The sequence below is a fragment of the Pantoea phytostimulans genome (genome assembly GCF_046118715.1).
Lineage (GTDB): Bacteria > Pseudomonadota > Gammaproteobacteria > Enterobacterales > Enterobacteriaceae > Pantoea > Pantoea phytostimulans.
Genome location: NZ_CP173698.1, coordinates 3,150,181 through 3,163,833 on the forward strand (window position 1 = coordinate 3,150,181; position 13,653 = coordinate 3,163,833).

The 13,653-nt window shown below is 53.2% G+C and carries 11 protein-coding genes and 1 pseudogene; 8 read left to right on the forward strand and 4 right to left on the reverse strand.

The features are described from left to right. The first annotated feature begins 2 nt into the window (after positions 1 to 2). From yidC to ACF2G4_RS14775, 4 genes are all read left to right on the forward strand, one after another. Positions 3 to 1,649, forward strand: a complete 1,647-nt coding sequence (yidC, locus tag ACF2G4_RS14760; RefSeq protein ID WP_215848061.1) for a membrane protein insertase YidC — start codon at positions 3 to 5, stop codon at positions 1,647 to 1,649. Between the two features lie 92 nt (positions 1,650 to 1,741). Next, on the forward strand, positions 1,742 to 3,106 hold the full coding sequence (mnmE, locus tag ACF2G4_RS14765) for a tRNA uridine-5-carboxymethylaminomethyl(34) synthesis GTPase MnmE (protein ID WP_215848060.1): 1,365 nt from the start codon (positions 1,742 to 1,744) through the stop codon (positions 3,104 to 3,106). 417 nt (positions 3,107 to 3,523) lie between these two features. Next, positions 3,524 to 4,114: a malonic semialdehyde reductase gene (locus ACF2G4_RS14770; RefSeq protein WP_409075059.1), complete on the forward strand. Its 591-nt coding sequence runs from the start codon at positions 3,524 to 3,526 to the stop codon at positions 4,112 to 4,114. A gap of 289 nt (positions 4,115 to 4,403) precedes the next feature. After that, complete coding sequence (locus ACF2G4_RS14775) at positions 4,404 to 5,153, forward strand: 4'-phosphopantetheinyl transferase family protein (RefSeq protein WP_409075060.1); 750 nt, start codon at positions 4,404 to 4,406, stop codon at positions 5,151 to 5,153. A gap of 50 nt (positions 5,154 to 5,203) precedes the next feature. Here ACF2G4_RS14775 and ACF2G4_RS14780 read toward each other — a convergent pair whose 3' ends face one another. Continuing rightward, entirely contained in the window at positions 5,204 to 6,517 is a 1,314-nt protein-coding gene (locus ACF2G4_RS14780; protein WP_409075061.1) for an NCS2 family permease, read from the reverse strand. A gap of 130 nt (positions 6,518 to 6,647) precedes the next feature. Here ACF2G4_RS14780 and yieH point away from each other — a divergent pair, with 130 nt between their 5' ends. Further along, complete coding sequence (yieH, locus tag ACF2G4_RS14785; protein ID WP_243079781.1) at positions 6,648 to 7,307, forward strand: 6-phosphogluconate phosphatase; 660 nt, start codon at positions 6,648 to 6,650, stop codon at positions 7,305 to 7,307. Between the two features lie 22 nt (positions 7,308 to 7,329). Then, complete coding sequence (locus ACF2G4_RS14790; protein ID WP_243079780.1) at positions 7,330 to 8,262, forward strand: GlxA family transcriptional regulator; 933 nt, start codon at positions 7,330 to 7,332, stop codon at positions 8,260 to 8,262. Here ACF2G4_RS14790 and ACF2G4_RS14795 read toward each other — a convergent pair. Further along, entirely contained in the window at positions 8,247 to 9,242 is a 996-nt protein-coding gene (locus ACF2G4_RS14795) for an acyltransferase (protein ID WP_409075062.1), read from the reverse strand. The two genes, ACF2G4_RS14790 and ACF2G4_RS14795, sit on opposite strands and share 16 nt — an antisense overlap. A 399-nt stretch (positions 9,243 to 9,641) precedes the next feature. On the opposite strand from ACF2G4_RS14795, the gene glyQ reads away from it, so the two are divergent. Both glyQ and glyS read left to right on the forward strand, forming a co-directional pair. Next, entirely contained in the window at positions 9,642 to 10,553 is a 912-nt protein-coding gene (glyQ, locus tag ACF2G4_RS14800) for a glycine--tRNA ligase subunit alpha (RefSeq protein WP_215848047.1), read from the forward strand. Positions 10,554 to 10,562: 9 nt separating this feature from the next. After that, on the forward strand, positions 10,563 to 12,632 hold the full coding sequence (glyS, locus tag ACF2G4_RS14805; RefSeq protein WP_409075063.1) for a glycine--tRNA ligase subunit beta: 2,070 nt from the start codon (positions 10,563 to 10,565) through the stop codon (positions 12,630 to 12,632). A gap of 33 nt (positions 12,633 to 12,665) precedes the next feature. Here the strand turns inward: glyS and ACF2G4_RS14810 are convergent. Further along, a pseudogene (locus ACF2G4_RS14810) lies at positions 12,666 to 12,873 on the reverse strand (type II toxin-antitoxin system ParD family antitoxin). A 125-nt stretch (positions 12,874 to 12,998) separates the two neighbouring features. Continuing rightward, the gene (locus ACF2G4_RS14815) at positions 12,999 to 13,610 is read right to left on the reverse strand and encodes a glutathione S-transferase (RefSeq protein WP_243079769.1); all 612 of its coding nucleotides are present in this window, start codon (positions 13,608 to 13,610) and stop codon (positions 12,999 to 13,001) included. Positions 13,611 to 13,653 lie beyond the last annotated feature (43 nt).

Consider the following 13,653-nt stretch of genomic DNA (forward strand, 5'->3'; position numbering starts at 1 on the left):
CGATGGATTCGCAACGCAATCTCTTTCTCATCGCTTTTCTGTTCGTGTCTTTCATGATCTGGCAAGCCTGGCAGACGGACCACGCTCCGCAGCCACAGCAGACTCAGACCACGCAAAACACTAACAGCACAGCGGGTGATGCCGCCAGTCAAGGTGTACCGGCCAGCGGTCAGGGCAAAACGATCACCGTTAAGACCGATGTCCTGTCATTAAATATCAACACCCGCGGTGGCGATGTTGAGCAAGCACAACTGCTGACTTTCCCAGACAAACTGGGTTCTGATCAGCCGTTCCAGCTGCTCGAAACCACGCCAGGTTTTATTTACCAGGCGCAAAGCGGCTTAACCGGTCGTAATGGTCCAGATAATCCGAACAACGGTGCGCGTCCTTTATTTACCTCATCGCAAGATCATTTCGAACTGGCTGATGGTCAGACCGAACTGCGTGTGCCGATGACCTTTACCGCCGAAAATGGCGTGGTATACACCAAGACTTTTGTGTTCAAACGTGGCGAATACGCGGTGAACGTTGATTACAACGTCAACAACACCACCCAGCAACCGCTGGAAGTATCACTGTTTGGTCAGCTGAAGCAAACCATTGATCTGCCAAAGCATCGTGATACCGGCAGCAATAACTTTGCTCTGCATACTTTCCGTGGTGCGGCTTACTCGACCAGCGATGAGAAATACGAAAAGTATAAATTCGATACCATTGCGGATAACGAGAACCTGAACATCACCACCAACAATGGTTGGGTGGCGATGCTGCAGCAGTATTTTGCTACTGCATGGGTACCGCGTACCGCAGGCAGTAACGCGCTTTACACCAGTAACCTGGGTAACGGTGTTGCTGCAGTAGGCTATAAGTCTGCGCCAGTGACTATCGCCGCCGGTTCGCAACAGAACCTGGGCGCGACGCTGTGGGTTGGCCCGGAAATTCAGGACAAGATGGCAGCCGTTGCGCCGCATCTGGACCTGACAGTCGATTATGGTTGGTTGTGGTTCATCTCTCAGCCGCTGTTTAAATTGCTGAAATTCCTGCACAGCTTCATCGGTAACTGGGGCTTCTCCATTATCGTGATTACCTTCATCGTGCGCGGCATCATGTACCCGCTGACCAAAGCGCAGTACACCTCGATGGCGAAAATGCGCATGCTGCAGCCGAAGATCCAGGCAATGCGTGAGCGCCTGGGTGACGATAAGCAGAAGCAGAGCCAGGAAATGATGGCGCTGTATAAAGCAGAAAAAGTGAACCCGCTGGGTGGTTGTTTGCCACTGGTGATTCAGATGCCAATCTTCCTTGCTCTCTACTATATGTTGATGGGCTCGGTTGAACTGCGTCATGCACCGTTCGCGCTGTGGATTCATGACTTGTCTGCGCAGGATCCGTACTACATTCTGCCGATTCTCATGGGTATCACCATGTTCTTCATTCAGAAGATGTCACCGACCACCGTGACCGATCCGATGCAGCAGAAGATCATGACATTCATGCCGGTTATCTTTACCGTGTTCTTCCTGTGGTTCCCTTCAGGTCTGGTGCTGTACTACATCGTCAGTAACCTGGTAACGATTATCCAGCAGCAGCTGATTTATCGTGGCCTGGAAAAACGTGGTCTTCACAGCCGCGACAAGAAGAAAGCGTAAGACATTAAGGCGGGAGACATCCCGCGTTAAAACGGTCTATCCTGAGGCGGTCAAAGCGACCGCCTTTTGTTTTTTGTAGTGAGAGAGAATTTATGAGCCACAGCGATACTATCGTTGCCCAGGCCACGCCTCCCGGACGCGGCGGCGTGGGTATTCTGCGTATTTCCGGCGCGCGTGCAGCTGAGGTTGCGCAGCAGGTATTGGGCAAACTGCCTAAGCCGCGCTATGCCGACTATCTATCCTTTAACGATGCCGACGGCAGCGTGCTGGATCAAGGCATCGCGCTGTGGTTTCCGGGCCCTAACTCGTTCACGGGTGAAGATGTGCTGGAGCTGCAAGGTCACGGCGGGCCGGTAATTCTCGATTTATTACTGAAGCGTATTGTGGCGTTACCGGGACTGCGTATTGCGCAGCCGGGTGAATTTTCTGAACGCGCTTTCCTGAATGACAAACTCGATTTAGCGCAGGCTGAAGCGATTGCTGACCTGATTGATGCCAGTTCAGAACAGGCGGCGCGTTCTGCGGTTAACTCATTGCAGGGTGCGTTTTCTACCCGTATCAACCATCTTGTGGAAGCACTTACGCACCTGCGAATCTATGTCGAAGCGGCCATTGATTTCCCGGATGAGGAGATCGATTTTCTCTCTGACGGCAAAATCGAAGCGCAGCTTAATACAGTGATTGGCGATCTCGACAGCGTCCGCGCTGAAGCGCGTCAGGGCAGCCTGCTGCGGGAAGGAATGAAAGTGGTGATTGCCGGACGTCCTAATGCCGGAAAATCCAGCCTGCTGAATGCGCTGGCAGGACGTGAAGCCGCCATCGTGACTGACATTGCGGGAACCACGCGCGATGTCTTGCGTGAACATATCCATATTGACGGTATGCCGCTACATATCATTGATACCGCAGGATTACGTGAAGCCAGCGATGAAGTGGAACGTATCGGTATCGAACGTGCCTGGCAGGAAATTGAACAGGCCGACCGCGTGCTGTTTATGGTCGATGGCACCACCACCGACGCCACAGAAGCCGCCGCCATCTGGCCCGATTTTGTTTCTCGTTTACCCGCTGAATTGCCGATTACCGTGGTACGTAACAAAGCCGATGCTACAGGCGAAACGCCGGGATTGAGTGAAGTAAACGGTCACTCACTGATTCGACTATCAGCGCGCACCCGTGAAGGTGTTGATGAGTTACGTGATCATCTGAAACAAACCATGGGATTTGCTGGCAACGTGGAGGGCGGATTCCTTGCTCGTCGTCGCCATCTGCAAGCGTTGGAGTTAGCGGCGACGCACTTACTTCAGGGTAAAGATCAGCTGCTGGGTGCCTGGGCGGGTGAATTGTTGGCAGAAGAGCTTCGTCTTGCGCAGCAGGCATTGAGTGAAATCACCGGCGAGTTTACTTCTGACGATTTGCTGGGGCGGATCTTCTCCAGTTTCTGTATTGGTAAGTAGCATTCAAATTCCTTCTCCGGCGGTAAACGGCCGTCGGAGGCCCTCGCTTGAGCGCTAGCCTTCCCCTGTTCAACGTTTTTCCTGCATTCTTGCGTAGCACTTATGACGCAGCGACAAGCCTAATGGCTTTGGTCAGTGTCTTGAGATGCCCCATCCTGCGCGCCTTCGCTGTGGCTTAATAGCCCTTTCTCTGCATGCATTATTGCGACAATGTTATTTGGCTGCGCCGAAGCATTGCAGTATAACGATCAGTGCCTTGGGCGGTTATTTGTTCACTGCGGCTGTCACTGTTCTTATTGCTGCTTACGCATAGCGCGTGAAGTCATGATTAAAAGCAAAAGCGCACCGGCTAACCTCGGCGAGCCATTTATTGTCGTAAACATGGGTCTTAATTTTGCTGTTAATAAGGAAGGTAGAATGAGTACACCGCTTGATACTGCTGCATTAGACACGCTGTTTAACCAAGCCCGCACACACAGTTACTGGCAGGATAAGCCGATAGAAAGCGCCTTGCTGGAGCAACTTTATGCGCTGACTGCGCTGGGTCCGACTTCGGCCAACTGTTCACCGGGACGCTTTGTGTTTGTTACCTCTGCTGAGGGTAAAGAGAAGCTCAAACCTGCACTCTCTTCCGGCAATCTGGAAAAAACCCTGGCTGCGCCCGCGACAGTCATCGTTGCCTGGGACAGCGAATTTTATGAGCAACTGCCCACGCTGTTTCCACACGGTGATGCGCGCAGTTGGTTTACCAGCAGCCCGGATTTAGCAAAAGAAACGGCATTTCGTAACAGCAGCCTACAAGCAGGTTATCTGATTCTGGCGGCGCGTTCGCTGGGGCTGGATGCAGGTCCAATGTCTGGTTTTGATCCAGCAAAAGTTAATGAAGCCTTTTTCTCCGGCAGCAAATGGCAGGTTAATCTGCTGATTAATCTCGGTTATGGTAATGACAGCAAACTGCATCCGCGTTTACCCCGCCTGAGTTTTGAACAAGCCTGTAAATTCGCATAATGAGCAGGGCGTCGCGGTAGACTTCGCGACGCAATATTAGCGACTTAACGCACATCTTGCTTTTCACTTCGCCTGTTTTGATCCTCTGTTTCGATAGCGCCGCGCACGTTTCTTTAATGTCATCATGATCAAGCGACACGGTTATTTGATGACAACCGTGCGCAAAAACAGGCCGTAGCCTTCGTCCTTTTCCTAATTTGTTCTATTCCGGCTTGTGCTGGATGCAATCAGCTCAGAAAATTCTTACAATGTAATTGACGATTATCTGACCATTTTCACGGAGCGACAGATGGCGGGACATTTTGTTCGTTGGACCGGCGACCCCGGATTTTTAGCCGAAAGGTTGCGCATTTCTCAAGACGTATTCGATACAGCACAACATTTTGCCGACAAGCGTCGTGGGCGGTTTCTTGCTGCCCGTGCGCTGTTAGCGCAATTAATGCTGCGGGTTTATGGCATTAATGAACTTCCAGCTTTGATCACCAACAGCAACGGTCGCCCCGCCTTTGCCGACCGGGATTTGCCTGATTTCAGCATCGCCTATGCGGGAAATATGATTGGCGTACTGTTGGCGGAAGAGGGTGGACGCGCAGGTCTGGACATGGAAATTGTGCGTGCTCATAGCCGACAAACACAAGAACAGCTCATGCAGGAGTTAACCTCCGGCGAAGTTGCCTGGATCAATGCCCAGCAAGATTTTATGGAAGCGGTAACGCAAATCTGGACGCTGCGTCAGAGCATCCTTAAATTAACCGGCGCAGGTGAAAGCGGGCTGGATTCGTTGCGCCTACTGCCCGGCGCGGGTCGTTTGCGCTCAACGCTTTATCCCGACATTCAGGTGGTATGTGATGCAGAACCGACGCTGGTTTGGGCCTGTGCATTATCGCCAGCCACACAGCGTTTGCATCTGTGGGAGATGGACAGCTCGCATCAATGGCGTGCGCTTCGTGAAGTCGAGATGAGCAAACCTAATATCGGCCCGCATACGTTGCGTTTGACCAGTTTGCCGCACGAACGAAGCTTGCACCCTGAAATGTAAAAAAGGCCGCTATTGCGGCCTTTTTTCATTCAACGTGCAGCAATTTGTGGTTAATGTGCGTCGATAAAAGCTATCTTCAACACAAAAAGCAGCGCGACGATAACCACACAAGGGCTGATTTCACGCCAGCGTCCGGTGCCCAGTTTCATCACGCAGTACGCAATAAAGCCCAGCGCAATGCCTTCGGTGATGGAGAAACTGAACGGCATCATAGCTGCGGTCACAAAGGCAGGAACGGCTTCCGTTAAATCATCCCAACGCACGCGTGAAAGGCTGGATGTCATCAATACGCCAACGTAAATTAACGCGCCTGCGGCGGCATAACTGGGCACCATTGCCGCCAGCGGTGACAAGAACATCACCAGCAGGAATAAAATACCGGTAACCACCGCCATCAACCCGGTGCGCCCGCCGATCGCTACGCCGGAGGTGCTTTCAATATAAGCCGTGACCGAGGATGTCCCGATCAGTGCGCCGCTTACTGAGCTGATGCTGTCGACATACAGCGCCTGCTTCATGCGCGGAAAAGTCCCTTTTTCATCGGTTAATCCGGCTTTGTCCGTGACGCCAATCAGCGTGCCGGAAGAGTCGAACAGATTCACCAACATGAAAGAGAAGATCACGCCCGCCATGCCAATGTTAAAGGCACCTTTGATATCGACCTGGCCGACCACCGAGGTGACTGATGGCGGAGCAGAAAACAGACCAACAAATTTCACGTCACCCAGTATCCAGCCAATGGCGGTCGTTACCACCATTGAAATCAATACTGCGGCATGAATATTACGTGACGCAAGGATAGCAATAATAAAAAAACCGAGCGCGCCAAGCAGCACGCTGTGCGAGGAGAGATTTCCCACCGCCACTAACGTATCAGGATTCGGCACGATGATACCGGCATTTTTCAGCCCCATCATGGCGATAAACAGGCCGATACCAGCGGTGATACCTACGCGTAAACTCAGCGGGATATTGGCGATCATCCAGTAACGCACACGCAGCAGCGTCAGGATCAACAGCCCCAGCGCACCCCAGAAAATGGCGCCCATGCCAATCTGCCACGAATAACCCATCGCACCTACCACCACAAAGGCGAAGAAGGCGTTCAGGCCCATCGCTGGCGCCAGCGCGACGGGCAGATTTGCAAATAATCCCATCAAAATACTGCCAAAGGCAGCGATCAGGCAGGTCGTTACAAACACCGCCTGGGTATCCATGCCCGCCACCCCTAAAATCTGCGGATTGACGAAAACGATATAGACCATGGTCAGAAAAGTGGTGATACCGGCAATCACTTCGGTACGCACCGACGTGCCGTGTTCCTGCAGCTTGAAGATGCGCTGCAAAAGGCCTTGTTTGTTCATTTCATCCATTCCAGAAGAAAAACTTTCGGCGCGTATCCTGGCGATTTTAACAGCGCAATACAATGATTTTTCGCAACCGATTGCCAATGGTAGAGTGTGAAGGTACCCACAAATCAAAGGATAGAGTCTGATGTCTGTAGAATGTGTATTTTTTGACTGCGATGGCACGCTGGTGGACAGCGAATTACTCTGTACGCAAGGCTATGTAAACACCTTTGCCCGCTACGGTATTACGCTTTCACTGCAGGAGATGTTTGAGAAGTATAAAGGCATCAAGCTTTACGACATCATTCGCGACGTGGGAGACGCGCATCAGGTGACGTTGCCCCTGGAAGAGGTTGAAACCGCCTACCGGGCTGAAGTTGCGCGGCTGTTCGATCTGGAGCTGAAACCGATTCCCGGTGCGAAAGCGCTGGTTGATCAGGTGAAAGTGCCGATGTGTGTGGTATCGAACGGTACGGTGAAGAAGATGCAGCACTCGCTGGGCCTGACCGGCATGCTGGCGCATTTTGAGGAGCATCTCTACAGCGGCTATGACATTTTGCACTGGAAGCCCGATCCCGAACTGATGTACCACGCCGCTGAACAGATGCAAGTACCGATTGAACGCTGCATTTTGGTCGACGATTCTGAAGCTGGCGCACGCGCGGGCATTGCGGCAGGTATTCCGGTATTTTACTACTGCGCTGATGCGCACAATCCTGAACTTGACCACCCGCTGATTACGCGATTTGAGGATATGGCGGAGCTGCCCGCGCTGTGGCGCGCTCGCGGTTGGAACCTGGTTTAACCTTTAACATCAGAGACAATGGATGCCGCAAACCGTCTGGTTCTTAACGCTGCCCGGTGTCATGGCGCTGGATGTTGCTGGCCCCGCTGAAGCTTTCACGCTGGCGGACGGCAACTTTACGCTGCGCTACATCGGTCCGCAGGAAAACGTGCTCTGCTCAACGGGTATGACGATTGGCAATATCGAGCCGCTGCCCGACACGCTGCCGCCTGAAAGTTTGCTGGTGGTACCCGGCGTCTACGATTCACGCAGTTGCTACGACACGCCGCAAGCGAAGCAGGCGCGTGACTGGCTGCAACGTCAACAAGCGGCAATTCAGACGCAAACGCTTACGCTGGTTTGTGTCTGCTCGGGGGCTTTATTGGCGGCGCAGGCGGGTTTGCTCAATGGCATTCAGTGCACCACGCATCATGACGTGTTGGAACGCATGAAAGCCACCGCGCCTCAGGCAGTGATCAGAGAGAACCGTGTCTTCGTTGAAGATGGCAGCATCTGGACCAGCGCGGGTATCACCGCAGGCATCGATCTCGCTTTGCACCTGATCACCCGTTTATGTGGGGCGCAAACCGCGCTAGCCGTGGCGCGTGAAATGGTGGTGTGGTTTCGCCGTTCTGGTGATGACCCGCAACTTTCACCGTGGCTGCGTTACCGCAATCATCTGCATCCGGCGATTCATCGGGCGCAGGATGCGATGATGGCTCACCCGGAACATAGCTGGTCGTTGGGGGAACTCGCGACGCGTGTCCATGTGAGCAGCCGCCATCTGGCGCGGCTGTTTCGTCAGCATTTGGGTATCAGCGTGCGGGAATATCACGAGCAGCTGCGGGTAGGCATTGCGCGTCAGCGCCAGCAGCAGGGCGAAGCGGCAGAAAAAGCCGCGCTGGCGGCGGGATTTTCCTCGGCGCGCCAGTTGCGTCGTGCGCGCCAGCGCTGGGACGATCAGCTCACCAAATGATGTTTATCGACACGTTTTAATACCATTGCCAGCAACAGACTGCCACCTAAGGTCACGCCAAATACCCACGGCAGATCCAGCCACGGGCGCGACATATCGTCATAGTGATGAGTGCGGAGATAATGAATAAACAGCGCGTGAAAACCATAAATCGGCAGTGAATAGCGCGCAATCATCGCCATGCCCGGCACTGTGCGGCTATTGAGGACATTTTTAAATAAAACCAGCAAGCTGATGGCGGCGATAAATACCAGCGGGCCGCAATAGAGATACCAGGTATCGTTGAACGCGCCGTTGATCTTCAGTTCTTGCTTAGTGCCCAATGCAATGCCAATCACGCAGGCGATGAATCCGGTCGCAGCCAGCCAGCTTGTGCGGCGCCCTTGGGTTTCCATTGTGCCAATCGCGCGGCCCAGCAGTGCATAGAGCAAATAATAAATACTGTCACCGCTGACATATAAATTCACCGGTAGCCAGTGAAATCGACCCAACGACTGACTCGCGGTGTTGGGATTAGCCAGCACCGCCAGAACCACCACCAACAGCGCGACGTAGCGCGCCTGCACCGCTTTCACCTGAATCAGTGGCGAAAGCAGATAAATACCAATCAGCGCGAAGAAAAACCACAAGTGGTAGAACACCGGCTTTTGCAGCATTTTCAGCAGCGATCGACCTTCACTAATCGGCGTTAACCAAGTGATATAGGCCAGCGCCACCGCGCTGTAAAACAGCAAACAGAGCACCAGCCGCAGCATATGACGCGGTTGCGCACTGCGCTCACCGAAGAACAGATAACCCGAAATCATAAAAAACAGTGGCACGCAGACGCGCGACGCAGAGTTCAAAATGTTAGCCATATCCCAGTGAAAGCCCGTCACCGCCACCGGGCCGGTGATGTACCAGGTTGTGGTATGAATCACGATCACCATCAAACAGGCAATGGCGCGTAAATTATCGATCCAATAAATCTTTTGCTGCATGGTTTCCTCTTGCGCGGCGCTCCGTGCGAAGAAGGTTAGCCAGTCATAGCCGCGCCAACAACCTTTGGCTCAAGGATTCAGAGCCATCCGGGAAAGTTGGCGCATAAACGTTGTTACCTAAACGTGGTCACGAATTTAGTCACGAACTAAGAATTTCTCGATCACAGCGTCATCGGGTTCGACACCTAAACCTGGCTCACTCGGCAGCCAGGCATAGCCGTCAGTGATGCGCACCGGATTTTTCGCCCGGCTCGACGCAGTATTCCATCACCAGCGCATTCTCTTTCGACACCGGGGAAGGGTTCCAGGCCGCTCAGGATTTCCGGCTGCACAACACGCGGTCAAAGGGTATACTGGCGCACTCTTTTTTCATCTAGCCGAATCGCGTGCGAATTCAACATGCAAAAGTTTGATACCAAGACCTTTCAGGGCCTGATCCTGACCTTGCAGGATTACTGGGCGCGTCAGGGCTGCACCATCGTTCAACCGCTGGACATGGAAGTGGGCGCTGGCACATCTCATCCAATGACTTGCCTGCGTGCTATCGGCCCAGAGCCGATTGCTACCGCTTATGTGCAGCCGTCACGCCGTCCAACCGACGGTCGCTACGGTGAAAACCCGAACCGTTTACAGCACTATTACCAGTTCCAGGTGATGATCAAGCCTTCTCCAGACAACATTCAGGAGCTTTATCTTGGGTCGCTGAGAGAACTGGGTCTGGACCCAACGGTGCACGATATTCGCTTCGTTGAAGATAACTGGGAAAACCCAACGCTGGGCGCATGGGGATTGGGCTGGGAAGTCTGGCTCAACGGCATGGAAGTGACGCAGTTCACCTACTTCCAGCAAGTGGGCGGCCTGGAATGCAAACCCGTTACCGGCGAAATCACCTACGGCCTTGAGCGCCTGGCGATGTATATCCAAAGCGTCGACAGTGTTTACGATTTGGTGTGGAGCGATGGCCCGCTGGGTAAAACCACTTACGGCGACGTGTTCCATCAGAACGAAGTAGAACAATCTACTTACAACTTCGAATACGCCGACGTCGATTTCCTGTTCTCCTGCTTCGAGCAGTATGAGAAAGAAGCACAGATGCTGTTAGCGCTGGAAAAACCGCTGCCGCTGCCCGCTTACGAACGCATTCTGAAAGCCGCACACAGCTTTAACCTGCTGGATGCGCGCAAGGCGATCTCAGTGACCGAGCGTCAGCGTTATATTCTGCGTATCCGCACCCTGACCAAAGCCGTGGCTGAAGCGTATTACGCTTCCCGCGAGGCGCTGGGCTTCCCGATGTGCAAAGACAAAAAGTAAGAGGCAGCCATGACAGATAAAACCTTCCTGGTGGAAATTGGCACCGAAGAGCTGCCACCAAAAGCCCTGCGCAGTCTGGCGGAAGCCTTTGCTGCTCAGGTCACCGCTGAACTGGATGCAGCGAATCTGGCTCACGGCGAAGTGAGCTGGTTTGCTTCGCCGCGCCGTCTGGCGCTGAAAGTCGCCACATTGAGTGCTGCACAGCCAGATCGTGAAGTTGAAAAACGCGGCCCAGCGATTGCCGCCGCTTTTGATGCCGAAGGCAATGCCACTAAAGCGGCTGAAGGCTGGGCGCGTGGCAACGGCATTACCGTTGATCAAGCAGAACGCTTGAGCACCGACAAAGGCGAATGGCTGGTTCACCGTGCGCAAGTTAAAGGTGAAACGGCGCAAGCGCTGCTGCCGGCGATGATCGCCACGGCGCTGAGCAAGCTGCCAGTACCAAAGCTGATGCGCTGGGGTGCGAGCGACGTACAGTTCGTGCGTCCGGTGCATACCGTGACGCTGCTGTTGGGCGATGAGCTGATTCCAGGCACCATTTTAGGCATTGAGTCTGCACGCATTATTCGCGGGCACCGCTTCATGGGCGAAAAAGAGATCACGCTTGAGAATGCCGATCAGTATCCAGAAATTTTGGAAAAACGCGGCCAGGTGATCGCAAATTATCAGACGCGTAAAGCGATGATCAAAGCGGATGCCGAAGCGGCGGCACGTCAATTGGGCGGCGTCGCGGATCTGAGCGATAGCCTGCTGGAAGAGGTGACCTCGCTGGTGGAGTGGCCGGTGGTGCTGACCGCAACCTTTGAAGAGAAATTCCTCAAGGTTCCGGCTGAAGCGCTGGTTTACACCATGAAAGGTGACCAGAAATATTTCCCGGTTTACGACAATGACGGCAACCTGTTGCCGAACTTCATTTTCGTCACCAACATCGAATCCAGCGATCCACAGCAGATTATTTCCGGTAATGAAAAAGTGGTTCGCCCACGTCTGGCGGATGCGGAATTCTTCTTCAATAACGATCGGAAAAAGCGTCTGGAAGAGAATCTGCCGCGCCTTGAAACCGTGCTGTTCCAGAAAGATCTGGGCACGCTGCGTGATAAAACCGATCGTATTCAGGCTTTAGCAGGCTGGATTGCTGCGCAGATTGGCGCAGACGTTAATCATGCGACGCGCGCCGGTTTGCTGTCGAAGTGTGACCTGATGACCAATATGGTGTTTGAGTTCACCGACACGCAAGGCGTGATGGGCATGCACTACGCGCGCCATGATGGCGAAGCCGAAGACGTCGCGGTGGCGCTGAACGAGCAATACCAGCCGCGTTTCGCGGGTGATGAATTGCCATCCAGCCCTGTTGCTTGCGCATTGGCGATTGCTGACAAAATGGACACGCTGGCGGGTATTTTCGGTATTGGCCAGCATCCGAAAGGTGATAAAGATCCGTTCGCGCTGCGCCGTGCCGCGCTGGGCGTGCTGCGTATTATCGTCGAGAAGAACCTGCCGCTCGACCTGCAAACGCTGACCGAAGAAGCTGTGCGTTTATATGGTACCAAGCTGAGCAATGCCAAAGCGGTTGATGATGTTATCGACTTTATGCTGGGACGTTTCCGCAGCTGGTATCAGGAAGAAGGTCACAGCATTGATACGCTGCAAGCGGTGTTGGCGCGTCGTCCAACGCGTCCGGCTGACTTTGATGCGCGCATGAAAGCGGTATCGCACTTCCGCTCGCTGGAAGCTGCCGCAGCGTTGGCAGCAGCCAACAAGCGTGTGTCTAACATTCTGGCTAAATCGACGGAAACCCTGAACGACAGCGTGCAGGCTTCGCTGCTGAAAGAGAATGAAGAGATCCAGTTGGCGACCTTCGTGACCGCTTTGAGCAGTAAACTGCAACCTTACTTCGCGGAAGGCCGTTATCAGGATGCGCTAATTGAACTGGCGCAACTGCGTGAAGCGGTAGATAACTTCTTCGATAAGGTTATGGTTAATGCAGAAGATCCCGCCGTGCGCGTTAACCGTTTGACGCTGCTGTCGAAATTGCGTGAACTGTTCTTACAGGTCGCGGATATTTCACTGTTGCAGTAAGCTGAATTCATAATCTAAAAAGGGAGACGAAGATCATCGTCTCCCTTTTTTATGGTGCATTCTGACTTTACTCATTTTTAAAAAAGCTTTCCTGTCCCACTCTTCTGGCTCACCACTTTCCACCCCTTCTTTTAATCGCGCTTTTAGGATGTCCAGTTGCGTATTAGCCTGCTTTTCACATCTCGTCCCGCACCATTTCGCTTTGCGTACGGCAGTCGCCTGATTCATTCAGTGATTCAATAAACTTACGAAGTTCATCAGCTAAATCAAACGCCTGGTACGCGCCACTATCGTTATCTGATGTAAGAGTATTTCTTACATCCTGGCTTATTTTTGGGCAAGGCTGAACAGGCGATGTGTCATGGATCAGGCTGAAGGTGGCGTAGTGCGCGCGAAACTTTCGCGCTTAAACAGCGTTTCGGCCAGCTTGACCAGCGCCGGGCGATTCACGCACCAGTTAGGCACCACACGGCGGAAGTTGAGATAACCAATCATGCAGCCCACAGCGATATCGGCCAGGTTAACCTGCTCACTGTTGAGGTGTTTTTTCTCGGCGGCATTTTTTTCCAGCATATCGAGGCCACGCTGAATTTTCTCACGGTTGCGCAGCAGTACCTCTTCAGATTGCAGATCGCCGGGACGCAGTTGTTCCCGCACGATCACCAAAGCTGCATCGCTGACGCCGTCCGCCAGCTTTTCCAGTTGGCGAATGTGTAAGGCTGCAAGGGGATCATCAGGTAATAACGCAGGTGCGTCGCCACGGAGTTCGAGGAATTCGGCAATAATTGAGGAATCAAACCAGATCTGCTGATCGTCAGCTACCAACGCAGGCACTTTCCCTAACGGATTGTATTGAGGAACGTGGCTTTCATCGCTGTAGGGCGATGCATTTACGAACTCAAATATGATGCCTTTTTCCAGCATGATGATGGAAATTTTACGTACAAACGGGCTGGTATAGCTGCCAATCAGTTTCATTAGGGGCCTCCAATAGACGTTTAACTACCTACACGACTTGCCT

Excerpts from the sequence above, each read along its gene's own strand:
- yidC (WP_215848061.1), top strand. The coding sequence starts at position 3 with ATGGATTCGCAACGCAATCTCTTTCTCATCGCTTTTCTGTTCGTGTCT.
- mnmE (WP_215848060.1), top strand. The coding sequence starts at position 1,742 with ATGAGCCACAGCGATACTATCGTTGCCCAGGCCACGCCTCCCGGACGC.
- ACF2G4_RS14770 (WP_409075059.1), top strand. The coding sequence starts at position 3,524 with ATGAGTACACCGCTTGATACTGCTGCATTAGACACGCTGTTTAACCAA.
- ACF2G4_RS14775 (WP_409075060.1), top strand. The coding sequence starts at position 4,404 with ATGGCGGGACATTTTGTTCGTTGGACCGGCGACCCCGGATTTTTAGCC.
- ACF2G4_RS14780 (WP_409075061.1), bottom strand. The coding sequence starts at position 6,517 with ATGAACAAACAAGGCCTTTTGCAGCGCATCTTCAAGCTGCAGGAACAC.
- yieH (WP_243079781.1), top strand. The coding sequence starts at position 6,648 with ATGTCTGTAGAATGTGTATTTTTTGACTGCGATGGCACGCTGGTGGAC.
- ACF2G4_RS14790 (WP_243079780.1), top strand. The coding sequence starts at position 7,330 with ATGCCGCAAACCGTCTGGTTCTTAACGCTGCCCGGTGTCATGGCGCTG.
- ACF2G4_RS14795 (WP_409075062.1), bottom strand. The coding sequence starts at position 9,242 with ATGCAGCAAAAGATTTATTGGATCGATAATTTACGCGCCATTGCCTGT.
- glyQ (WP_215848047.1), top strand. The coding sequence starts at position 9,642 with ATGCAAAAGTTTGATACCAAGACCTTTCAGGGCCTGATCCTGACCTTG.
- glyS (WP_409075063.1), top strand. The coding sequence starts at position 10,563 with ATGACAGATAAAACCTTCCTGGTGGAAATTGGCACCGAAGAGCTGCCA.
- ACF2G4_RS14815 (WP_243079769.1), bottom strand. The coding sequence starts at position 13,610 with ATGAAACTGATTGGCAGCTATACCAGCCCGTTTGTACGTAAAATTTCC.